A 22,649-nucleotide genomic window follows, 5' to 3' on the forward strand; every position below is an offset into this window, starting at 1 on the left:
TCGCAATGTGACGATGAGAGTGATTTCGATGAATAGATTGAGTATGGCCCTGCGGGCCGGGCAAGTGGCGTTGGGCTGCATGCTGTTCCTGAACGCCGGAGAGTCGGGCGCTATCGATCTCGTGACGGCCTATCAGCAGGCGTTGGCGCATGATCCGACGAGCCTCGCTGCAAACGATGCGCTCACGGCGGGGCGGGAAAAGGCAGTGCAGGGCGACGCCTTGCTGCGTCCCCGCGTAAACCTCCAGGCGACGCTGGACAGGATCAACAATCGTTCGTCCGGCAACCAGCCGGTCGACGGCGCGCCGCTGGTATCTGGCGATAGCTCGGGAACGTCGCGGCAGGCCGGCGTGGTGCTGGTTCAGCCGCTGTACGACAGGACCGCAGTAGCCACCAGGAAGCAGTTCCGCGAGCAGTCAAACCTGGCGCAGACGCAGTTCGACCAGTCTCGCCAGGATCTGGCCTTGCGGGTCGCCGAGGCATACTTCGGCGTGGTGTTGGGCGAGGAAACGCTGCGTGTGGTGCAAGCCGAGAAGGCGGCCTTGCGCCAGCAACGCGACCGCGCCAAGGCCCGCTTCGACGTCGGGCAGGGCAAGATCACCGATCTTCATGAAGCCCAGGCGCGCCTGGATGGTGTAGAGAGTCGCGAAGTCACGGCTCAGTCCGCGCTGGAGCAACGACGCACGCGATTCCAGGAAACGGTCGGCATGCCGCCCGAGCAGCTCACCGCGCTGGCACCCAAATTCGCGCCGAGGCCGCCGGAACCGGACAATCTCGCGGCGTGGCAGGCAAGGGGTGAAGAGCAGAGCTACCTGGTGAAGACCAGGCAGTCGGAGCTCGACATTGCCGGCATGGAGATCGACAAGTACCGCGTCAGCAGCCGCCCGACCGTCGCGCTGGTGGCACGTTATGGCGCACAAGGGCAGAGCGGTAACCTGGCTCCCTGGGTTGCACCCAGCAACACCCGAACCGCGACGGTCGGCTTGCAGCTGAACATTCCGCTTTACGCGGGCGGCAGCCTGGATTCGCGCGAGCGTGAGTCCGTTGCGAAGAAGAGCCAGGCGGAGCAGGAGCTTGCCGCCGCCCGGCGCGACGTGCGCCTGAAGGTGCAGGACGGATTCCTCGCGGTGAAAACGGGCGTGTCGCGCGTCGCCGCACTCGAGCAGTCGCTGACTTCGGCGCGTAGCGCGCTCGCGGCGACGACGCTTGGCCGGGACGTGGGCACCCGTACGGAACCCGACGTGCTGGACGCGCAGCAGCGCGTGTTCGCCGCCGAGCTTGACGTGGTCCAGGCACGCCTGGACTACCTCCTTGGCCGTCTGCGTCTTGCCGCCGCGGCCGGCGAGCTGAGCGAGGAAACCTTGCGCTCGCTGAATGCCTGGCTCGCATCCTGATCGCGAGACCCCATGATCGGCGATCTGCAACACTATTGGAGCGGTAGCTATCTCGCCGCCAACGCGTTCATCGGGTTGAACTTGGTGGGCGCGTTGCTGCTGGGAATGCTGGTGGGCTACGAGCGCTCGTACAACGGCCGGGCCGCTGGCATGCGCACTTATGGCCTCGTATGCATGGCCTCGGCGGCATTGACGGTGTTCGTCGGCTACCCGGCGCTGTGGTACGGCGGTGCTGCAGCGCACGCCCAGGCAGACCCGACACGTATCGTGCAGGGGGTCGTCACCGGCGTCGGTTTCCTTTGCGCGGGGGTCATCATGAAGGACGGCATGACCATCCGGGGCCTCACGACCGCGGCATCGATCTGGGCCGCCTCGGCCATAGGCGTGCTGCTGGGCGTGGGCTTTTATGCCGCCGGGTTGCTGCTCGCTGTGCTCTGCGTGGCTTCGATGTCCCTGCTGCATCGGCTGGAGGCCTGGCTTCCGGGCCGTATGACGCTTGATCTGACGCTGACTTTCCAACCCGGAGAAGCGCCTGATTTCGATCTGCTGATCGACAGGGCAAGGGCTCGCGGCTATCGCGTGCTGCACGATACCCTGAACATAACGTTTGCTGACAACCAGGCAGTGTGGCGCGTCAGCCTGGTCGCGCCGGACAAGGCGCGCGCGATATCGCCGGCTTCGCTGGCGGCCGAGATGGCTGCAACCGAGGGTGTCTCGCGGTTCAGCATCGTACCGGTGCGCAGTTAGCCGGGTAAGCCTGGGTAAGCGCGACGAAGTGTTGCTCACCGCTGCAGCCTGGCCCCCAGAATGCCTTTAACCGTTTTGGTGACCGGTACTTTCGGTAAACCTATCTCTTGCGACGGGCGGTGATTACGCCTCTAATGAGTCCGTGGCAGGCGAAGGTCAGAGGGCAGCATGCGCAAATGCGGGTTCGAGAACCCGGCGCGAGGAAAGTTCTAAGAGGAGTGCGGGCAAAAGCTTGCGCAGATCTGCCCGCAATGCGGCCATGAGTCCAGCCGCAGGGCATAATTTTGCAGTGCTTGCGGCGCGCCCCTGACAGAGTTGCCGGCAACCCTGCTGTTCCGACTGCGTGATCTGAGCCGCTTGCCCGGCGGCCCCGGTGTCGGAACGTGTCTGCCTACGGACAGGCAGCCACGACCAAGCCTTTTCTGCGAGACAGGGCTTCTGTTCGCGACCGCCGCAACGGTCTACGAGCCGAAGGTCATAGCATCATTGATGACCGTCTCTTCTCGGCCCGGAAGCGGGCAGTCGTGAAATTTCCTTGAGCGACTCAAGGTGGCCGTTAGCGACCTCCGCCGGTAGCGCCTCCGTCGGCTCTTCTCGACCTTTCTCAGCCACTTCGCAGTTCAAGGCCCAATGGCCGCGGGGGCCGACAGCCGGCCTTGTTATGGAATAGCCGGCCCAGTGCTGGAAGTTAAAGTCCTTCAACGGGCTGGTTTCGGTAAAGGACGCATGATCCGGCCACGAACGGCTTGCTCCATGTTGAGTAGTGCGTGGACCTTCAGCGCGCTTCTTCTGGTAGTCCTCATTGCTTCCTGAGAAGCGGACTCAGGAAAAATTGACTTCCCCGGAAAGCAACGCCTGCTCTGCAGGTGAAGCGCCGCTGTACTGCACGTGAGTGATCTCGATGCCAGTGATTTTGGAGAGATATCTAATGAAAGGTTCGTGACTTTCCGTTCGACTTGGCTGACATAGACGCGATCGTGAGAGAACATGTCACCCCGAGGGCAACAGTGGTTCATTGGGAGCGCGTCCGGGCTTCTGCAACTGTCGATAGAGCCAGCGCAAGGTATCGAGTTCGAGCAGACCGGCGAGAAATATCGAGTGCCAATTGTTCTTGCTGCCAGAAATGTCGTCCAGTTGATCCAGTTCGTCCTCAAGCGTTTGGCGCAGGCTCACTTCCGAGGCTGGATTTGTTGCAAGGGCGCGCACGACGAGACTCGGTTTGCGACATAGGTTGAACCAGCGCTCAAGAAGGAAGTTCTTGATGGCCGTGCGCTCCACGATCGTTTGTACATGAAACGCAATCGCCGCGTATTCCGGATGTGTGGCTTCGGGGATGATCTGTATCGCGACGCTGGGCACGTCGCCCAGATCCGTGAAGCTAGCGGCGAGCAAGCGAGTTCCGAGACACAGGTCGAAGTAGGGGTGGAGCACTCGCTGATTGGGGCCAGGCCCTGTGACGGCCGTCCCGCGCAGGGCGTTGCACTTGCATGCGGGTACCAGATTGCAGGAAAAAATGGAGAACGCGGCGTACGTCTCCTTTGGCAGAATATGGTCCAATGTTCCGCTATGCGAGGAGCCGCACATCGGGCAAGTCCGGTGCTCGTGGTCCGAACGCAGGGTATCAATATGTCGAAGTTCTGCGGGAGGCTGCTTGTAGTGCTTCCTCAAATGGTTGCCAACCACATCACTAATCGGAACTGGGTCTATCGCATGCACGTTCCCACCGGCGGCCACATACTGGGCGTAGGCCTGCTGCAAATGGGGTAGTTCGGCCCGTAGATCCGGATAGCTGCCGAGCCGCGCGTTGTTGGCTAGGTTTGCGATGGCGGTGGCGTCATCATGAAGTGGGCGCGGCAGGCGATTCATGATGGACGCTCCATCGCTTGGCGTAGCGAACCTAGCATTTCCAGTGAAAGTTGGTCCTTGTACGCCTCGTAGAGCTTTTCCCAGGAATCGAAGCCTTTTTTGAGGCGTGCTTCCAGGGCACGAGCCATTTTTGAAGCTTCATCCTCCCCGAACACGAAGTACGAGATGGCGCCGACGTCGGCGCCAAAAGTCCGCAACTTCGGCTGCTCAGACTGCACGAAGCCTTCTTTGTCGCTACGCAACACAACGACTTGATCCTGGAAAACTTCGCGCACGAAGTAAGCGGAGTGCGTGGCGATAATCGCAGCCGATCCGGACTGGGCGAGTAGCTTATCCAGCAGCGCGGCAAACTGACTAATAAAGTTCGGGTGAAGATGGGTTTCCGGCTCGTCCAGGAGCAATAGGGAGCCGTTTTCGATATGCAGGCTAGCCTGTGCCGCAAAACGGAGGAACGAAATCTCGCCGCTGCTCAGTGGATAGACCATATCGTCAATCGTACGCACGGGCTCCTTGCTAGGATCAATGGAACCGAGTCGCCGCAAGACACTTTGCTCGTTTGTCAGAATCAGGCTGTGCAGGGGAAGGGGGGAGCTGCCCTTGTGTCGCCGGATCAGGGCAAGCTGCTCCCAATTATCGATGGCACGAATCGCGTTCAAGAAGATGTCCCATCGCGAAGAGGTGCCAAGTGCCTCGGCAGAGCGAGCTAGCTGTAGGATCTGCTCTGCGATACTGTCGCTGCTGCGGCTGGACCCTGAGCGATTGAGAGAAAATCGTCGATACCATACACGCGGCCGCTTGACGTTTCCGCTGGGAAACACAGAACGGGCCTCATTGGTAGGCGCAAACGCGAGAATCCGATTCACGACTAGGCGCCCGCTAGTATCTCCATCGGAAAGCTCGCGCCTCCCGTGTAAGGCGGCCTTTGCGATACGTCCGAGTGTCTGACTCTTGCCGACCCCATTTTTGCCTATGACCACCGCAATGCGTTTTGGCAGCAGGGCCTCATGCTCAAACCGGAATGTCAGGTCATGCGGATTCTCTCTTCCCGCCAGTTGAAAACTAATGTGTACGGCACGTGAGAGGTTCCCGAATACTTCAAATTCTCGGCCACGAAGCACTGAGCCAGCGTTCTTGTAGGCAAAGAAGGAATCGGAATTGCGCAGGAACGCCTGTTGAAATACCTCAGTGGCGGTAGCGCGGGAAAGCCATTTTGTTGCGGGTGCAAACTCCGCTGACGTTACCACATCGTTGAGCGCCAGGAGCAGATCAACGATACGCTGGCTGCCGAGATTACGCTCGAGTTCGCGATAGCTTTCCATGTCGGGCAGCATCGTGAAGAACTGGGGCGTTTTATTGACAGGGACCGTTTGTGTTTTCGCGTCATGTAGCAGCTTTTCGATTAGCGCAACGCCGTTAGGTACTCCGTCAGAGTCCGTAACGAATCCCAGGAAGCTCGTCATCCCCTCAACTTGCGTCTCGACGCCAGGTTCGGTAACTATGCGGGCGCGGATGTCAACTCGAATGCGGTAGCCGAAGTCGTTCCAGTCGTTGTCAGAGGGAACGATCAGGATGGTATTGCTCTCTAGCCTAGCTTCGTGAAGCGCTTGGCGGGTGCCAAACAGCAGCGAAAATGAGCGTGAGGGTTTCTTGGATGAAGCATCCATAATCTGGTCAGACGAATATCGCAAAGAGCGCGAGAAGGCTAGCCGCGGACCTCATCGGCGTACCGGGCGCACTGGAATCGAAATGCGGATGGTGTGCAAGAGCCGGAACGGGCCGGCGAACCGGTGAGCCTGGCCACGCTCTCAGGTGTTGATATTGACGCCGACAGGCAGAGCTTGGGTAATCCATCCACTTCGTTGCAATGCCTTATGACCGTCCGCGTACACGTTCGGATTCTCGTCGAGCGAACGAAGCGTGACCAGTACGACCGCCCTGAGCGGTTGCCTCAACGGAGGTTCGAACTCCCGTCGTAGTACGGATGCCTGTACGGCCCAGAGGTTGCCGGCCACTCCGTTGGTCATGGCGCGCCGGAATACCTTGACAGGAGCCCACTTTCCACCGTGCTCGATCTGGGCGCTTTCGAAGCCATGATTGCCCTTTTCATGGTCTCCGGGCAGCTTTCCGTGAAACTGCAAGTCGCCTTGTTCGGACTGTGACAGCGTGCCAAAGCCGATTTCGACGTTGAACCTCACATACTCGGCACCTGCCTCACCGTTCAACGACGGAGCATACGCACAGGTCATGATCACTTCGGCACGAAGCTTGCCGTCGACAACAAGGGATGCCGGAACCGGGAAAGGCGCCTTGCGCCATTTCGCACCGTCGACAAGATCCACTTCGAACATGAGCGTAAAGCTGGAATCCGAGTCGTGAAGAACGCCGAGCGGATCGGAGGGAATGCCAGCCCCAAAGTACCTGCGCTCCCGCGCGGTGCGGGGTGGAGAGTTCAGTTCGGCCGCATGGACGATCAGTGCTTTCACCAAAGTTGGCGAGACGGGGACTGGATTGCGGCGTTGCCCACTTTCCAGGTTCCGCCACGTATGTGCGGCAAGTGCAGCAACAACGGGCGCCGAATAACTTGTCCCAAACACACGGGCTGTCTTGCCATTTGTATGCAATACCTTTAGGCCGACACCCGAGCTATTCCAGTCTGTATTCACATTGCCACCGAAGTGGGTGACATCTGGCTTAGGCGTGAACACTGGCCCAGGGCCGCGCCTGGAATACGGGGCTGGCTGGCCTGAGCGCACGAGGGTGTGTTCACCTTCTCGATGCGCAATTGCCCCTACTGTCAAAGCGCGCACGGAGTCTCCTGGGCTCGCCAGCCGGTCAAGCAGACCATCGCTTGCAGGCCACGAACGCCTTGGCTCTAGCAGGTAGTTGCCGGCGGACACCACGAACAGAACATTGTGGCGGTCGCTGAGTGCATCGAGTTCGCGCGCGAATTCGCTAAACTCCTCATCGCTTACCTCGGAAGTGGTGGCGACGGAAAGGTTCCACACGCGGACCTTCGGTTCTTTGGCGACGGCTGCGCGCAATCGCACGATGAGGTCACCTAGGCGCGTGCCGCCGAGTTCGGCGGCGGCAACGTCGTGGATCCGACACGGCACGAGCGGGAAACGCTTGTCCTCGTCGTTCAGGTGTGCCGCGCAAGCAATTAGCGAGGCCACCCAAGTGCCATGCTCGTAGTTGGTGTCCGGTGGCAGAACATAGGTGTCCCGGCCCGCGATCCACGGCGCCATGCTGCGAAGTGTTGGGGCAACGCCGCTGTCGAAGATGCCCACCACAGGCAAGTCGGCGTCAGGCGCTGGCAATGCGTGGGCCTCCGCTGGGGCGATGATACCAGTGGCGGAGCTGTGTATGTGGGGCTCGGGCATGACCCGGCGAACTGCCGGAAATCGCAGCAGTTCAGTTAGTTTGTTCTTCGTGAGCTGCCCGTCGATCGGGATAAGGAACAGGGGAGGGCCTGACTGCTGGGGGAGCTGATCGGCAGTCAGGCCTGATCGCTTAAGAAATTCAAGGAACCGGTGCACAACCTTCTTAGAAGTTTCCTCCGACGCATAGGAAAACAGCCGGACCAAAACGCGCTGTGCGGCCAACTTGACCGCCTTAAACAGGGCATCGTCCGCCAGGCCGCGCAATGGGGCCGGCAGCCTGCGCTGCATGCCCCATGAACGAATGCCGTCGAGCGCGCTCAGATTTTCGCGGATCGCCTTCGTCGCCCGTGTCTTGATGACCTGATCTAGTGCCGAAATGGCGCCCGCGTCTGCTGCGATCAGCATTTCGTTCAAAGCTCCATGCCCAACAGGCACCGTTTGCGCTTCGGCGGCAAGGGTGGTCGGTCGATGGCTCTTTGCAATGGCCTTTTCTCGGAGCTCCAACACGAGCACGGCGGGGACGTCTGGGACGATCAGGTCCTGACTACTCGCTTCTACGGCGGCCGACAGGGCTTTGCACAAGCTGCTGCGCAGGGCGGGTGTAACGGGTACAAACTCGGTACCACCCCCCCCTTGTGTTTCTACGCCAAACAAATCTTTGGCCTGGAACGCGACATGTACATACGGATTGGCGCGTCTAGCCCGATCGATTCTTTTTGCCCGTACCTTTGGCGGCATTCTGACCCCTCAGCATATTGGAGATTTGCCTGGTCGAGACCTCATAGAGCCGTGCAAGCTCTCGCAAGGAAAAGGCTTCACTTCTCCATTGCCTCAACCAGCGCACCTCGTCTTCTATTGATGGCAGATGGTGCCCATTCATTAGGGAAATGGCAATACCCAACCTTCGAAGGATTTCCGTGGGATCGGCTTCGGGTTGTCCGGCCAGGATAGCCGTGCGAATGGCATCGTTGCATACTTGCTCGATGATGGCGCCCGATACGCCTTCGGAGCTGTGCACAAGTTCGTCCCAATGCAACGACGCCGGCGCAAAGTTTCGCAGCATGGTCTTCCAAAGGGCTCGTCGCAGGGAGGCGTCGGGCATGGAAAAGGGAATCTGAAACGGAAAACGTCTCCAAACGGCAGGATCAATTCCCTGTGCGAAGTTTGTCGCGGCGACGACTACGGTATGGCCAGGTAATGCATCAATGTTCTGCAGTAACGCAATCACGATGCGCTGCAATTCCCCGACATCGCGCTCATTACCGCGCGCAGAGGCGAGCGCATCAAACTCATCCAGTAACAGCACGGATGGCGTCTGCTCAGCAAAGTCAAATACTCGACGCAAGTTTCTACTTGTCTGGCCAAGCAAACTACTGATCAGGGTATCGCATCGCACTGTCGCCAGTGGCAGCGCGAGCTCGCTGGCGAGCTGACGCGCGGTCATTGTCTTGCCCGTGCCCGGCGGACCGTAAAGAAGCAGACGGCTGACTGACGCGATGCCTGCTGCCGCGAGCCGATCATAGTTCGCGACCGTCGCCACAAACTCCTGCAGTCGCTTTGCTGCCGCGGAGGGCAGATGAAACCCCTCCGCCTGCAGCGCGGGGTACGAAATGTCGACAGTATCGAGTCGACTCTCGGTGTCCGTTGGTACAGCAGTCGTCATCCGCGAACCATCTTGTGCGAAGGCCATGGCCGACGGCGCCCGTGCCAGTCGGTCTCGAATACGCAGGGCATCCTCGCGTTCGCCACTACGCTCGAGCTTGTCCGCCAGCAAGCCCGCGTAATTGCCGGCCATCGACGCGTTAGCCTTCAGGGCACCATCTAGAATCTTGAGAACTTCGGACAAGTGCTCCAATGCCAAACCTCAGTATCGTTTCGTCACGGCATCGAATCGTAACGCAAATGACCAGTATCGAATCGAAAAATTTGCATTCTGATCCGAAATTCTGAATCTCGCCTTACTGGAAGGTACCACGGTGGTGGCGAGTGGGTGGTACTACCCCGAACGGACCTTGGATACGCCGTTCGAGCCGGCCAATTACGGCGCGGCTCGCCTGACACTGTATGAATATACAGTTTGGATTTGACCGGAAGTGCACGAAAAGTCGCGCGGTGACCGCTAGCGCCATCTCAACGACGGGGTTCATGGCGGATGGGCCGATCGCTTGGGCGGCGGCGCGTACGCGATGATGGAGCGGTCGCAGCAGGATGCAGGATATCCAACAGTTGTTGAGCAACTGGAACGGGCGCAAGCACTATCTGGACCAACTAAACTCTCCGTGCTTTCAGTCGACGCTTAGTGCGCCCAAAATGTCGACGCATTGGCGCGATCCAGCCGGCGGGATCGGCTGCCGCCGCCGAGGCTCCCGACGCGACTAGCAGGATATGGGTTCTCATCTGGTTTAGAGCTTGGGTTGCTGATGCAGATGCAGCAGGCTCCGATCCTTCGAGGCAATAGATCACGACCTCGTTGTCCTTGTCGTTTTCGAGGACTTTATTGGCTTACCGCAAGGCAAGATCTGGTTGTAGCGTCCCAACATAACCCGAGCTACTTCGCCGTGCCATAGTATTGCGATAACTATCCTTATCCTAATAGCACTGTTCCTGCGCTAAACTGGCGCTCATGAAAACCCGCTTGACCCCGCAATCCAAGCAACCGCCCGTCGCATCCGGTTTCCCGGATGCCGCCTCGCTCGCCGCGCTGCGGGCGTGGCATGCGGGACTCACCACAAGGGAAGCCGTCGCGCGGTATCTGGGCGAAGAGAAGGCCGATGGGCAGTCGTCGCGTGGCATGCTGGGCCGCATCCGCCGGCAACTCGCCACGTATGCCCGCGGCCGCCAGCGCGAAGACCTCGCGCAGTTGTTCGAAATCTCCGCGGCCGAGCGCGCCGAGAATGGCCGCATAGCGGACCAGGCGATCGAGCAGTTGCGCACGCTGCCGCCGCCGGCACCAGCCATCAGCGACGACATCGGCCTGTGGCTGGCGCCGCGGACGGTCGCCGCGCTGCGCGCGCACGGCATCGACACGCTGGCGGCGCTGACGGTACGCGTGCCGCGGCGGCGGCGCTGGTGGGCCGCCATCCCGGGACTGGGCGCCGCCGGCGCGCGGCAGGTGGAGGCCTTCTTCGCCAGGCATCCGCAACTGACCGAGCGGGCGCGCGCACTGGTCGCACAGTCACCGCGTGGCGTGGTGGTGCCATGGGAGCAGCTGCGCCTGCCGCAGCAAGTCGATGGGTCGCAAGGGCAGTTCCGCGCGCCGCGCGAGACCTGCACACTCAACGCGGACAACGATTACGCCGCCGCCCAGGCATGGCTGGCCCTGCATGAATCGCAGGCCACGCAACGGACCTACCGCAAGGAAGCGGAGCGCCTGATCTTGTGGGCCATTGTCGAGCGCAAGCGGCCGCTGTCGTCACTGACCACCGAGGACGCGACGGCCTACCGCAGTTTTCTGCGGCGCCCGACACCGCACGAGCGCTGGGTCGGGCCCGCGCGGCCGCGCACCGCGCCGGACTGGCGGCCGTTCACCGGTGGCCTGTCGGCGCGCTCGGCCGCGCATGCCTTGTCGATCCTCGGCGCGATGTTCCGCTGGCTGATCCAGCAACGCTATGTGTTGGTCAATCCATTCGCCGGCATCAAGGTGCGCGGTGGCGGCCGAAAGACGGCGCTGGAGAGCTCTCACGCGTTCACAGAAGGGGAGTGGCTGCTAGTCCGGACTGTTGCCGACGGTCTGGAATGGTCTTATGGCTGGGATGGCGCCGCGGCACAACGCTTGCGCTTTGTATTGGACTTTGGCTACGCGACTGGCTTGCGTGCCAGCGAACTGGTCGGTGCAACGCTTGGCGACATTGAGACCGACGGGCAGGGCGATTACTGGCTCAGGGTGATCGGCAAGGGTAGTCGCGGCGGCCGGGTGGCGCTGCCGCCGCTGGCCCGGAGCGCATTGGATCGTTACTTGGTTGAACGCGGCCTACCGGTAACGCGAACCCGCTGGCATCCCGGGACGCTGATCATTGGCGGACTTGGTACGCATGCAGACGCGGGTATCACGAGCACGCGCTTGTGGCATGTGTTGAGGCGATTCTTCTCGCAGGTGGCTGAGTTGATCTACGAGGACCATCCTGCAGCGGCTGAGAAGCTACGCCGTGCGAGCCCTCACTGGATGCGGCACACCCACGCCACCCATGCATTGGCGCGAGGTGTGGAATTGCTTGCGCTCCGGGACAACATGCGACATGCGTCGATTTCGACGACTTCCTGCTATCTTCACGGTGACGACTCGAAGCGCGCGAGGCAACTCGGCGTGGTCTTCGGCAACTGATTCCGGCTGGGCCGGCGATCTGAATCGCAAAATCAGTTTAGACGACATCACCTTTGTGAGATGTCCATGCATTGTCACGGGTCGACTACTGCCAGGGCCTAATTCCTGCCTTCAATTGCATTTCCATGCCCCACAAAGCCGTTCTGCCCCACCTGCTTTGCAATGGGGGCAGAACGATTCTTTGAGCATAAGAGAATACTTGTGTGGGCGCGCTTTCCTGACTCTTGAAATGCCAAATGACTTGGCAGCGGACTCAGCTGGCCTGGATATTACTTATCTGTCTGGATCCGCTCGCACCTAGTAGTGACAGTTGTGTCCCTAAGGACTAGCGTTTGATGGTCCTTCCGAAGTTGGGTTACGGTGCCACCAGCCAATCCCCACGGTTGTATGGGACTGAAGCGTGACTTGGTGAAGCGAGGTCCCCGGGTGGCTGTGGTCATCGCAATTCTCTGCGGTTCAGGCAAGTTTCTCGCTTGATGAGAGACAGCGTGAAGAGGATTCACGTCGAAGGATCTGTGTTGCTCAACGTTCGAAGGAGGCGCGTCATGCGCGGCTTCACTTTGCGTAAGGGTGCGGTACTTGAGCGCAACCAGGTTCAAGTAAAGATCGTGCGAATCGTTGAGGATGGCAGCATTGTTCTCGAGGATCTGCAAACAGGCTACGTATATACCTGCCGTAAAGACGATCTGCTGGATGAATACCTGGCGGGAACACTTTCCGCATGCGGACCTTCTGCAGCCAAATTACCTTATTCTATATTCGGGCGTCCACTTGAAGAGCTGCCGGATCATGTTAAGTCCGAAGCGTACAGGAGAAAGCGCTATTTAGATTATTTGGCCGACGCTGGAAGAGTTCCTTGGACGAGAGCTGAGATGGAGAGCCTAATCCAAGCAGCTGCTACAACTTTCAGCGATAACAAGCCACCGACAGTCAGCTCATTGTATCGTTGGCATCGTCGATTCCGGCTGACCCAAGACGTTCGCTCGCTAGTGCCACTGTATCACCGACGGGGGCCGGCTAAGCCGAATACGAATCCCGAAGTAATTGCTTTGCTTGTGCAGGCTATTAAGCAGGCCGAAAAAACGATGCAGCGTTGGACCATGGTAGATGTCGAGTCAACGCTGCGAGTCCTAATGGATAGGGAAAATTACGGGCGACCAGCGCAATTGCAATTAAAAGTGCCAACCCGTAGGACGCTCTATCGGCTCGTTCCTCGTCTTGCGGAGTATGGGTTGGAAAGCATTGAGGCAGGTGGTGGAATGGGAGGTTGTAAGGTCAAGCTTACAAGTCAAACAGTGAAGAGCAAAGCAGTACTGGAGCGAGCCGAGATCGACCATACTCCGATGGATGTGTTCGTTGTCGACGACAAGACCTTTCTGCCTTTGGGTAGGCCGTTGATGACAATGGTGATTGATCACTATAGCCGCATGCCTATGGGCTACTACTTGCGCTTCGGTGGCCCTTCTATATCTGCCGTGCTAGGCGCGTTACGTCACGCGATACTGCCAAAGCGTGCAGCGGAGAACCTTATTCCTGGACTAACGGTGGAGCATCGCTGGCATTGCTATGGCCTGATGCATCGACTAATTGTGGACAATGGCATGGAGTTCCGAAGCGACGCACTAGAACGAGCCTGCTTTGAGCTGGGCATTGAATTGGCCTTCTGCCCTGTACGTCAACCGCGATTCAAAGGAACCATTGAGCGATTTCTGAAGACGTTAAATTATGGATTTGCGCATTGCTTACCCGGCACCAGTCTCGCGCATGTCGCTGAGCGCGGAGAATATGATCCTTTGAAGCATGCCATCTTGACACTAGGTGAGCTCAAGCACGCTTTGGAGAAATGGCTGCTTGACATCTACGCTCAAACGCCACATAGAAGCCTGAACGACACGCCTTACCGCACTTGGGAGACTTCTGCGGCGTTGGAGCCGCCGCGCCTACCGCAAAGTGCCATTGATCTCATGCCTGCGCTAGGCATCCCGACGACACGCCGGATTCGACATGACGCCATTGGCTTGGTAGGGCTACGGTATAGCACTGAAGCGCTGAAACAGCTCATGAGGCGCTATGGTGAAGGCATTTCCGTTCGACTGGTGTACGACCCGGAAGATCTAGGAAAAGTCATTGTGTGGCCACCAGAAGGCAATACCCCGTTGGTCGTGCCAGCCGTACTTTCGGAGTATGCCAACGGGCTTACGGTGGCGCAGCATCGGCTGATTCGAGCGTTGGCCAAGGACCGGCGGATGAACGAACAAGACGAATCTTCGCTCTTGTATGCCAAAGCAGTCCTTGCCAACAGAATCCAAGATCTATTGCGCAGCAGAAAACTACGGACCCGTAAAAAGGCGGCGCGCATCCAAGGCGCTAATAGTGAGCACCCCACTAGAAATCTTGACCGGCAAGGAGTGGTGGCCAAGAGTAGTAGTCTTCAAATAGCGGAAGTGAGCGCATCACTCGCGTTGTCAGAGGTAAAGCCTTTTCCAAAAATGCGGCTGCCGTAGTTGCGGAGGCAATCATGTCACAAGCGATCCCGCCAGATGTCTATAGTGCGATAGCCGCTTTGAGAAAAAACGTCTTCATGTTTCCCCGCTTTCGTAATGCCTTCGAGCAATTGATCCAGGCGATCGAGCTATATCGCGCAACCGGAGTTGCATCGAACCATCTGATCCTGGGGTCGTCTGGTTGCGGGAAGTCCACGCTGTGCAAACTATTAGTCTCGCAATATCCAGAAAGGAGGGAGCCGGAACGAAACGTTATTCCCGTTCTCTATATGGAAATACCAGCCCTTGCCACAATCAAATCATTGGTGGAAGGCCTACTTTCAAAGATCGGTGATCCAGCGCCATGGGCGGGCACGATTTCCGACAAGACAGCTAGGTTGTGCCGGCTAGTTATTGGCTGTGGCGTGTTTATCGCTATTCTGGACGAGATGCAACATGTACGCGATCGTGGGCAGGATTTGACGGTTTCGAAGGCTGCTGACTGGATAAAAGCTTTTTCTAATTCCGTTGGATGTCCTTTTGCGTTAGTTGGGCTGCCACGAACACAATATCTATTGGATGCTAACGAGCAACTACGGCGACGGTTTAGTGCGACCATATTTCTTGAGCGATTCAATATGGACGACCCGGACAGCGTAAACGAATTTGCTGGTGTCGTTATCTCGTTTCTGGAGGGTATGCCGCTACGTTGCTCGCTTCGACCTGATGCATCGATTGATGATTTGATGCAATTTTACTATGCAACTGACGGGCGGATCGGGTATCTCGCTAGCCTATTGAGTCGAGCGTTGCTGCTGGCTCATGTTAGCGGGGCCTGGACCATTGATCAAAGCCTACTCGAGCGAGCTTTTTCGGCGGAAATATGGTATCAGGGTGTGGGGGAACTTAATCCCTTCTCAGGACATTTCTGCGGACGTAGCCTAAGTGAATACGGCGAGCCGTTCTATGCCGCTGATCTTCCCAAAAAAGAGTCCAAATCGACAGCGATCATTAATGACTTGTGAAGAGTTCGTATTGTGAAGACCAGGACGAGGTTCGAATTAGCCGAGTTTCCCCTTCGGCCAAAAGCGAAGGTTGATGAGAGCGTTCGAATGTATATTCATCGGGTTTACAACGCGAACGGCCACCGCGTAGGAGTTCCCTTCTTGGAGCGCCGTCGGATCCGTCCCTGGTTTCAAGTGATGGGACGATTATGTGGGTCCGCCGTCCATGAGATCCCGTTCGCGTGGACTGACAGCCTCACGCAGATTCCGGGTCGGAGACTTGAGAATAGGTGGGTAAAATATTGTTGTGGCTGTGCTGCGGAGTTTGGGTATCAACTATGGATCGTTGATTACTACGATAGTCGATTCTGCCCGGTGCATCTGCAGCCGTTGTTGCACTTGTGTCACGCGTGCAGCAAACCGGTTGCGCCACGTGTAGTTCTTGCTAATCGATGTAGTTGTGGATTCGAACTTAGAGATACTCCGGTTATAGGTGTTCGAGCCGATTCCGCGACGTGGGAGTTGGCAATTGGGACTTATTTGAAGGGTGTCTCTGCCAAGGAACGGATCAATGATAATAGACTTTTATTGCCGTTATGGGTGCGGAAACTGGATCTGCCCGGCATGATGAGATTGCTCATGGAACTTCACTGGTTATTTGAAACACCAACTATCCTGAGTATCGATGATGTTGTTAGAGATTCGCTTATCGATTGGCCGAAGAATTTTCGTGATAATGTTTTGATATGTGCGTCAGACTTCATATTGCTGGAGATATTTGGCGTTGCCGCTGCTTTGCACGATATGGGTAATAAAGATCACCGATGGACCAAACTGGAAGCAGGCGGTATCACGGCGGAGATGGTCAGACAAATAAAACTTCTCATTTTGGATGCGGAATCTGCGCGGTTAAAAAGTTTGAGGGCGGAAGCAGAGCTCATGCAGGATGCAACTTGCTCGAAAAACCACCTGTCGCGGCGCATTCACCTGCACGATATGCGAGGAGGGTGCTCCGAAGACCGCGACTGGTTTTAAAGTAGGAATACGGCGAGAATTCTGATAATAGGATTTTGTCGTGGTTGTGACTCATCGGTCATGTATGTGATGACTCTGCTGTTGCCAGTTGAAATTTCTAGTAATTCCGTCAACAGTTGACGGTTTCGCGACTTTTGAGTCAACCGAGATGAGACTTGGTGACAGAATTACTGAATAAGGCCTTGTATATCAAAGGGCATTTTTTCAGCAACCATGTCATTCGACATTTGTCCAGGAACACTTCGGGCGCACGGCCAAGTCGACTACAAGCCACCCAGGGCATTCACAGTGAACGCCAGAATCCCCATGTTGAAAAGGAACGCGGCCACGCAGTGGCCCAGGACCACCCTGCGCATGTGGGCGCCGGCGATGGTCACGTCAGAAGTCTGGAAAGTCATGCCCAGCGTGAAGCTGAAATAGAGGAAGTCCCAATAGCTGGGGTGCTGCACGCCTGGCACCTGCAGCCCGCCCTGGTCGCCGGTAGCGGTCTGGAGATAGTAGAGATGTGCATAGTGCAGCGTGAAAACGGTGTTGGCAAAAAGCCAGGACAGGATGAGCGTGGCGACGATCAGCGCGATGTCGGCCCAGTGCGGTGTCTCGGGGCGCGCGATCAGCGTACCGATTGCGACCAGGATCACCATCGAGAGCAGCACCGTGATCGTGAGCAGCGCTGTGCGGTTGGCATCGTTGTGTTCCGCCGTGCGCCGCATGGCAGCAGGATCGGCGCGCAACAGTGGCAGCGCGGCGCCAAGGAAGACAAGGGCCGCGAGATCGAAACCGATCAGCAGGGCGATGCGTGGCTCCGCGCCGAGCGCACCCGCGGCAACGGTCGCAACGATCAATATGGCGCCGCACAGCAGAAAGCGTGCGGGTGCAATGCGCTTGCCGATAGCGAAGCGGGCGGGTCTGTTCATGGGGGTATTCATCCGGATGACCCTTCGTCAGGAAAGGAGGCTGGTCTTCCGTGAATAATATCCGTGCCGTCGCGCAGTTTGTAACGCTGCATGCGCCTTTCATTTGGCGGCATCGAGGTCGATAATGGCCCTGTGCCATGACCGGCAAGGAGAGACGCCATGACCAAAAGCTCTTCCTCCACGGATAAGCCCGATCTCGCCCAGGGCGTGCCGCTGGCTGACATTGCTGACGGCGGCATGGTGACAGGCCAGGTTGGCGGCAAGCCGGTCTTGCTTGTGCGTTGGGCTGATGAACTGTTTGCCATCGGTGCGACCTGTACCCACTATGGCGCGCCACTGGCGGACGGCCTGCTGGTCGGCGACACGATCCGATGTCCGTGGCATCACGCCTGCTTCAGTCTTCGCACCGGCGAGGTCCTCGGGCCGCCCGCCCAGGACGATCTGAAATGCTGGCGCGTGGAACAGCAAGACGGGAAGGCCTTCGTCCGCGAAGCGCTGCCGGCGATGCGGCCACCGAGGCTTGCCTCGGCCCGACTCCCTGAATCCGTGGTGATCATCGGCGGCGGCGCCGCCGGGACTGCCGCGGTCGAAACCCTGCGGCGCGAAGGCTATAGCGGCCCAGTCACGCTGCTGAGCGCCGATCGCTCATTGCCGTACGATCGGCCGAATCTGTCGAAAGACTACCTCGCCGGGACAGCAAACGCGGACTGGCTGCCAATGCGGCCACCGACGTTCTACGCGGATCACGACATCGACGTGCGCTCTAACAACCGTGTCGTCAAGCTCAGCCCCGCGCAAAAATCCGTCACGCTCTCGGATGGCAGCAACGTGAGCTACGGCGCGCTTCTGCTTGCCGTCGGTGCCGTGCCGATACGGCTCGACGTTCCTGGCGCAACCTTGCCGCACGTGAGCGTGCTCCGTACGCTGGCCGACTGCGACGCCTTGATCGCGCGTCTCGGCATGGCACGCCGATGCGTCGTGGTGGGCGCAAGCTTTATCGGGATGGAAGTCGCGGCGGCGCTGCGAACGCGAGGACTGGAAGTGCATGTTGTCGCGCCCGAAGCGCATCCGATGGAGCGGGTCCTGGGCGCGACGCTCGGCGACATGATCAAGGCGCTTCATGAATCGCACGGGGTAACGTTCCATCTCGGGGCCACGGTGGCAGAGATTCAACCGGATCGGGTGAGATTGTCGACCGGCGCGGAGCTGGCCGCCGACCTGGTCGTGACCGGGATCGGCGTTCGCCCCGACGTGGGCTTGGCGCAGGACGCCGGCCTCGCGCTGGACAAGGGCGTGGCGGTCGATGAATTTCTCCAGACCAGCGAACCTGGCATCTATGCCGCGGGCGATATTGCGCGCTGGCCCGACCCGGGAACGGGCCAGCGTATCCGCGTCGAACACTGGGTGGTCGCCGAGCGCCAGGGCGTGGTGGCAGCGCGAAATATCCTGGGACAGCGGCAACGCTTTGCGGCAGTGCCTTTCTTCTGGACCCAGCACTATGATGTGGCCATCAACTACGTGGGCCATGCGGAGCCATGGGATCGTTTCGATGTCGACGGCGATCCCGCCGCGCATGACTGCACGGTGACCTATTGGAACAAGGACAAGCGGCTTGCGGTTGCCACGGTCGGGCGCGATCTGGCGAGTCTTCGGGCGGAGGTCGCGATCGAGCAGCAGGCGACAGGAACCGGGGCGTGATCGACTGACCGTGGCCGCGCGCGCCTGCGAGCGCGGTGCAGGTTATTCAAATTGGCGGCTCCCTTTGAGCGATCGGGCAGCAGGGGCTTCGCGGTCCGCAAGTCCTTCAAGCAGGTCGGCCGACGGGACAAAGAACAGGCTACCGGTGACTGCCTTGCTGAAATCGAGCAGCCGGTCGTAATTGCCGGGCGGCAATCCGACGAACATGTTCTCGAGCATCTTCTCGATCGGCGCGGGCGAACGGGCGTAGCCGATGAAGTAGGTGCCGAACTCGCCCGCGCCCGGGCGGCCGAACGGCATGTTGTCACGCAGGATCTTCACCTCCTGCCCGTTCTCGACCAGCGTGGTCAGTGAACTGTGCGATGACGATGGCTTGACCTCTTCGTCCAGTTCGATGTCGGACAGCTTCTTGCGCCCGATGATCAGTTCCTGCGTTTCCACGGGAAGGGCATTCCACCCGGCCATGTCGTGCAGATACTTCTGCACGATGACGTAGCTGCCACCGGCAAACTCGGCATCCTCGTCGCCGATCACCGTGAAATCGACCGCCTCGCGTCCGGCCGGATTCTCCGTGCCATCGACAAAGCCGATCAACGCCCGCATGTCGAAGTTGCGAAAGCCGTGCACCTCGTCGACAACCTGGATTGCATTGCCAAGCTTGCCGAGCAGTTGCGTGGCAAGCTCGAAGCAGAGGTCCATCGATTCGGCGCGGATGTGCAACAGAAGGTCGCCCGGCGTGGCGATGGCGACGCGATCGCCGGTGCCGAACTCCCGGAAGGGGTGCAGTGCCGCGGGACGGGGCTTGCCGAACAGCCTGTCCCAGGCGTCGGCGCCGAAGCCGCAGACACAGGACAGGTTGCCCGACGGCAAACGATGGCCAACCGCGCGCACGACGGCGGTAACGTCGGCACACCACGCGCGGACGGTGTCGGCGTGGTCGTCACCGTCGGTGAGTGTCGCAACGATGAATATGGCGCTGCGGGTGACCGTGCCGGAAACGGCCTGTGGTTCGGGAACCTTTGTAGGCATCGGGCTCTTCATGTTGGTTATACCGAATCGGTTTGCGGGCTGACGGAAGAGAATTCAACGCATAAGCCTACACGAATTGAGTGGTGCCTCTGACCTTTCATTTTCTCCTGGCCAGGAAGTGTCAGTTGCGGTTGCCAATCCAGCCAGCTGGAGCAAGGCCTGTGCCCGTGGCGGCATCCTTGGAAAGTCAGGCGGTCCGGCGCGCCGCAAGCGCTGCAGGGCCTGCGCGATGGACAAAATGTCCATGTTGAGCCAGGTCTCTCGGGTCAATCTGTCCATCTAGCTGCCACTTAAGGCATCGCTTATAGGCACGCAAAGAATCGCTGAATTTACCTTAGGTGGCCAGGCAATTATCTTGTCTCCAACGATGCAGGAACACTAAGCACAGCGGCATCGATGCACGCATCAGCAAGCCTCATCGGCCATTCAAACAAGGATAGGGGAGACCATGCATGATCACGACGAGGAAACCCCGACGACAGTCCCTGATGGTCTCCGTCACGTCAGGCTGTTGGGCTATCTGACGCGGCCATGATCGTCGGCACGGCAGGACATATCGATCACGGCAAGACCAGCCTGGTCAGGGCGCTGTCGGGCATGAATACCGACCGCCTGAAGGAAAGGAAGGCGCGCGGTTTCTCGATCGAGCTTGGCTATGCGTACGTGCCGCTCGAGAACGGCGACGTGCTCGGCCTGGTCGATGTCCCGGGCCACCAAAAGCTGATTCACACCATGGCCGCGGGCGCGAGCGGCATCGACTTCGCGCTGCTGGTGGTCGCCGCCGATGACGGCGTGATGCCGCAAACGCGCGAGCACCTGGCGATTGTGCAGCTGCTCGGCATCCGGCGCGGCGCGATTGCGCTGACCAAGGTCGATCGCGTGAATGACGCGCGGCTGCGGCAGGTGCGTGAGGAGATCGCGTCTTTCCGGCGCGGCAGCATGCTGGAAGACGCACCGGTTTTTGAAACCTGTGCAATGCGCGCCGACGATCCGGGTGTGAACGCGTTGAAGCGGCACCTGCATGCGGCGGCGGCCGCGTCGCGAACGAAGCGCGACGACGGGCTGTTCCGCCTTGCGGTTGACCGGGTCTTCACGCTTGCCGGGCAGGGGACGATCGTGACGGGAACCGTGGTGTCCGGGCGCATCCATGTCGGCGACAGGGTGTTGCTCGCGCCGAAGAACGAGTCTGTGCGCGTGAGCGGCATCCATGCGCAGAATCGTCCTGCTGCTACCGGGCGGGCAGGACAGCGCTGCGCGCTGAACCTGGCCGGTATCGACAAGGGCGCGATCGAGCGCGGTGACTGGGTGGTCGATGTGCGCCTGGCGCAGGCGTCGGTGCGCATCGATGTGATGCTGACCCTGTTGCCGGACGCCCCTGCGCTGGAGCACTGGGCGCCCATGCATGTTCACCTGGGCACGCAGCATCAGGTGGCGCATGTCGCGCTGCTCGATGGCCCGACGCTTGCCCCCGGCCAGCGCGCGCGCGTGCAGCTTGTGTTCGAGCGGCCTGTGTGCGCGCTGCCTGGCGATCCCTTTGTCGTGCGGAACGCGCAGGCCAGCCGCACCATCGGCGGCGGCGATGTACTGGATCCGTTCGCGCCCGCGCGCAAGCGCCGTTCCCCGGCGCGGCTGGCGTGGCTCGACGCGATGCAGGCCATGCTTGACACCGGCTCGGTTGGCACATTGCTCGAGCAGGCGCCAAACGGGCTGTCGCGCGCGCTGCTGGAACGGCTGAGCGGCATGCCGGCGGCGGCAATCGAGCTGCCGCGGGACACGCGCGTGATCGAACTTGCGAACGACGATGCCTTGCTGGTGTCGAGCGCGGCGTGGCGGGCGCTGGCGGCGCGACTGACCACTGCGCTCCGGCAATTCCACCAACGCTCGCCGGATGTGCTGGGCCCGGAGGTGGCGCGTTTGCGCAGGATCGCCGCACCGCTCGCGCAAGACGCGTTGTGGAGTGCGATCGTCGATGACGCCTGCGCGCGCGGCGAGATCGTCAGGAACGGCCCCTGGCTGCACCTGCCCGGGCACACCGTGACGCTCGACGATGCGGATCGCTCGCTTGCCGCGACACTGCAGCAGGACATGAAAGCGGGGCGCTTCGATCCGCCATGGGTGCGCGAGCTGGCGAGCGCGCATGGCGTGCCGGAGGACAGGGTGCGGCAACTGATGCGCAAGCTCGCGCGTCATGGCGAGACGTTTCAGGTCGTGCATGATCTCTTCTACGATCCGGAGGCCATTCGGGAGCTGGCCTTGCTTGCCGCTGCCGACGCCAGCAGGAACGCCGGCACGGTCGTCGCCGCGGCGTTTCGCAACACCACCGGGCTCGGACGCAAACGTGCGATCCAGGTCCTGGAGTTCTTCGATCGCGTTGGCTATACACGCTTCGACCGTGGCCGGCACATGGTGCGCACGGACAGTCGTTGGCTGGAGTTGCTTTGACAGGCGACGACTGCCTCCCTACGTTCATCAGCAGCGGAGTATGTCTTGAGCGTCAGCACTGAGCAGGTCACCGAAGCCCTGCGCACCGTCATCGACCCCAATACGGGCAAGGACCTGGTCTCCACCCGCTCGGCCAGGAATATCCGTGTCGACGGCGGCGATGTCTCGCTGGAAGTCGAACTCGGCTACCCCGCGAAGAGCCAGCTTGATCCGATCCGCAAGCTGGTGGTGGCTGCGGTGCGGCAAGTGCCGGGCGTGAGCAATGTCAGCGTCGCCGTGACCATGAAGATCGTCGCGCACGCGGTGCAGCGCGGGGTCAAGCTGCTGCCGGGCGTGA

The 22,649-nt window shown here is 59.8% G+C and carries 15 protein-coding genes; 9 read left to right on the forward strand and 6 right to left on the reverse strand.

The window, feature by feature from the left end; translation table 11 throughout:
* Positions 1-13: 13 nt before the first annotated feature.
* Both AC3WVS_RS14845 and AC3WVS_RS14850 read left to right on the forward strand, forming a co-directional pair.
* The gene (locus AC3WVS_RS14845) at positions 14-1,393 is read left to right on the forward strand and encodes a TolC family outer membrane protein (protein ID WP_492319255.1); all 1,380 of its coding nucleotides are present in this window, start codon (positions 14-16) and stop codon (positions 1,391-1,393) included.
* 12 nt (positions 1,394-1,405) lie between these two features.
* Positions 1,406-2,140, forward strand: coding sequence for an MgtC/SapB family protein (locus AC3WVS_RS14850; RefSeq protein ID WP_492319256.1), 735 nt, complete (start codon positions 1,406-1,408; stop codon positions 2,138-2,140).
* Positions 2,141-3,130: 990 nt separating this feature from the next.
* Here the strand turns inward: AC3WVS_RS14850 and AC3WVS_RS14855 are convergent.
* The 4 genes from AC3WVS_RS14855 to iteA all read right to left on the reverse strand — a co-directional run bounded on the left by AC3WVS_RS14855 (position 3,131) and on the right by iteA (position 9,232).
* A complete protein-coding gene (locus tag AC3WVS_RS14855; RefSeq protein WP_306848044.1) occupies positions 3,131-4,006 on the reverse strand; it encodes an HNH endonuclease in 876 nt (291 codons plus the stop codon).
* Positions 4,003-5,670, reverse strand: a complete 1,668-nt coding sequence (locus AC3WVS_RS14860; RefSeq protein WP_492319257.1) for an AAA family ATPase — start codon at positions 5,668-5,670, stop codon at positions 4,003-4,005. Before AC3WVS_RS14860 ends, AC3WVS_RS14855 begins: the two co-directional genes overlap by 4 nt.
* A gap of 141 nt (positions 5,671-5,811) precedes the next feature.
* Entirely contained in the window at positions 5,812-8,124 is a 2,313-nt protein-coding gene (gene iteS, locus AC3WVS_RS14865) for a S8 family anti-phage peptidase IteS (RefSeq protein ID WP_492319258.1), read from the reverse strand.
* Positions 8,084-9,232, reverse strand: a complete 1,149-nt coding sequence (iteA, locus tag AC3WVS_RS14870) for an anti-phage ATPase IteA (RefSeq protein WP_306848038.1) — start codon at positions 9,230-9,232, stop codon at positions 8,084-8,086. Before iteA ends, iteS begins: the two co-directional genes overlap by 41 nt.
* Before the next feature lie 777 nt (positions 9,233-10,009).
* Between iteA and AC3WVS_RS14875 the strand changes: the two genes are divergently transcribed.
* The 4 genes from AC3WVS_RS14875 (at position 10,010) to AC3WVS_RS14890 (ending at position 16,229) form a co-directional block, all read left to right on the forward strand.
* Entirely contained in the window at positions 10,010-11,707 is a 1,698-nt protein-coding gene (locus tag AC3WVS_RS14875) for a site-specific integrase (RefSeq protein ID WP_492319259.1), read from the forward strand.
* A 545-nt stretch (positions 11,708-12,252) separates the two neighbouring features.
* Complete coding sequence (locus AC3WVS_RS14880) at positions 12,253-14,211, forward strand: TnsB C-terminal domain-containing protein (RefSeq protein WP_492319260.1); 1,959 nt, start codon at positions 12,253-12,255, stop codon at positions 14,209-14,211.
* 14 nt (positions 14,212-14,225) lie between these two features.
* Positions 14,226-15,215: a TniB family NTP-binding protein gene (locus AC3WVS_RS14885; RefSeq protein ID WP_306848032.1), complete on the forward strand. Its 990-nt coding sequence runs from the start codon at positions 14,226-14,228 to the stop codon at positions 15,213-15,215.
* Between the two features lie 618 nt (positions 15,216-15,833).
* Entirely contained in the window at positions 15,834-16,229 is a 396-nt protein-coding gene (locus AC3WVS_RS14890) for a hypothetical protein (protein ID WP_492319261.1), read from the forward strand.
* A 263-nt stretch (positions 16,230-16,492) separates the two neighbouring features.
* Here the strand turns inward: AC3WVS_RS14890 and AC3WVS_RS14895 are convergent, their stop codons facing one another.
* Positions 16,493-17,143: a DUF1345 domain-containing protein gene (locus tag AC3WVS_RS14895; RefSeq protein WP_492319262.1), complete on the reverse strand. Its 651-nt coding sequence runs from the start codon at positions 17,141-17,143 to the stop codon at positions 16,493-16,495.
* 159 nt (positions 17,144-17,302) lie between these two features.
* Between AC3WVS_RS14895 and AC3WVS_RS14900 the strand changes: the two genes are divergently transcribed.
* The gene (locus tag AC3WVS_RS14900; RefSeq protein ID WP_492319263.1) at positions 17,303-18,841 is read left to right on the forward strand and encodes an FAD-dependent oxidoreductase; all 1,539 of its coding nucleotides are present in this window, start codon (positions 17,303-17,305) and stop codon (positions 18,839-18,841) included.
* 42 nt (positions 18,842-18,883) lie between these two features.
* On the opposite strand, the gene AC3WVS_RS14905 is transcribed toward AC3WVS_RS14900, so the two are convergent.
* The gene (locus AC3WVS_RS14905) at positions 18,884-19,882 is read right to left on the reverse strand and encodes a Dyp-type peroxidase (protein ID WP_492319264.1); all 999 of its coding nucleotides are present in this window, start codon (positions 19,880-19,882) and stop codon (positions 18,884-18,886) included.
* A gap of 519 nt (positions 19,883-20,401) precedes the next feature.
* Here AC3WVS_RS14905 and selB point away from each other — a divergent pair.
* Together selB and AC3WVS_RS14915 are read left to right on the forward strand one after the other, a co-directional pair.
* Positions 20,402-22,312 carry a selenocysteine-specific translation elongation factor gene (gene selB / locus AC3WVS_RS14910; protein WP_492319265.1) on the forward strand — a complete coding sequence of 637 codons (1,911 nt, stop codon included), beginning with the start codon at positions 20,402-20,404 and terminating at the stop codon, positions 22,310-22,312.
* Positions 22,313-22,357: 45 nt separating this feature from the next.
* The coding region (locus tag AC3WVS_RS14915) for an iron-sulfur cluster assembly protein (RefSeq protein WP_492319266.1) at positions 22,358-22,649 on the forward strand (292 nt) is incomplete at its 3' end.

Source organism: Cupriavidus sp. CPT47-8839-RL05A (assembly GCF_058792255.1).

Excerpts from the sequence above, each read along its gene's own strand:
- AC3WVS_RS14890 (WP_492319261.1), top strand. The coding sequence starts at position 15,834 with ATGGAACTTCACTGGTTATTTGAAACACCAACTATCCTGAGTATCGAT.
- selB (WP_492319265.1), top strand. The coding sequence starts at position 20,402 with ATGATCGTCGGCACGGCAGGACATATCGATCACGGCAAGACCAGCCTG.
- AC3WVS_RS14900 (WP_492319263.1), top strand. The coding sequence starts at position 17,303 with ATGACCAAAAGCTCTTCCTCCACGGATAAGCCCGATCTCGCCCAGGGC.
- AC3WVS_RS14880 (WP_492319260.1), top strand. The coding sequence starts at position 12,253 with ATGCGCGGCTTCACTTTGCGTAAGGGTGCGGTACTTGAGCGCAACCAG.
- AC3WVS_RS14875 (WP_492319259.1), top strand. The coding sequence starts at position 10,010 with ATGAAAACCCGCTTGACCCCGCAATCCAAGCAACCGCCCGTCGCATCC.
- iteS (WP_492319258.1), bottom strand. The coding sequence starts at position 8,124 with ATGCCGCCAAAGGTACGGGCAAAAAGAATCGATCGGGCTAGACGCGCC.
- AC3WVS_RS14895 (WP_492319262.1), bottom strand. The coding sequence starts at position 17,143 with ATGAACAGACCCGCCCGCTTCGCTATCGGCAAGCGCATTGCACCCGCA.
- AC3WVS_RS14850 (WP_492319256.1), top strand. The coding sequence starts at position 1,406 with ATGATCGGCGATCTGCAACACTATTGGAGCGGTAGCTATCTCGCCGCC.
- AC3WVS_RS14860 (WP_492319257.1), bottom strand. The coding sequence starts at position 5,670 with ATGGATGCTTCATCCAAGAAACCCTCACGCTCATTTTCGCTGCTGTTT.
- AC3WVS_RS14885 (WP_306848032.1), top strand. The coding sequence starts at position 14,226 with ATGTCACAAGCGATCCCGCCAGATGTCTATAGTGCGATAGCCGCTTTG.
- AC3WVS_RS14845 (WP_492319255.1), top strand. The coding sequence starts at position 14 with ATGAGAGTGATTTCGATGAATAGATTGAGTATGGCCCTGCGGGCCGGG.
- AC3WVS_RS14855 (WP_306848044.1), bottom strand. The coding sequence starts at position 4,006 with ATGAATCGCCTGCCGCGCCCACTTCATGATGACGCCACCGCCATCGCA.
- AC3WVS_RS14905 (WP_492319264.1), bottom strand. The coding sequence starts at position 19,882 with ATGAAGAGCCCGATGCCTACAAAGGTTCCCGAACCACAGGCCGTTTCC.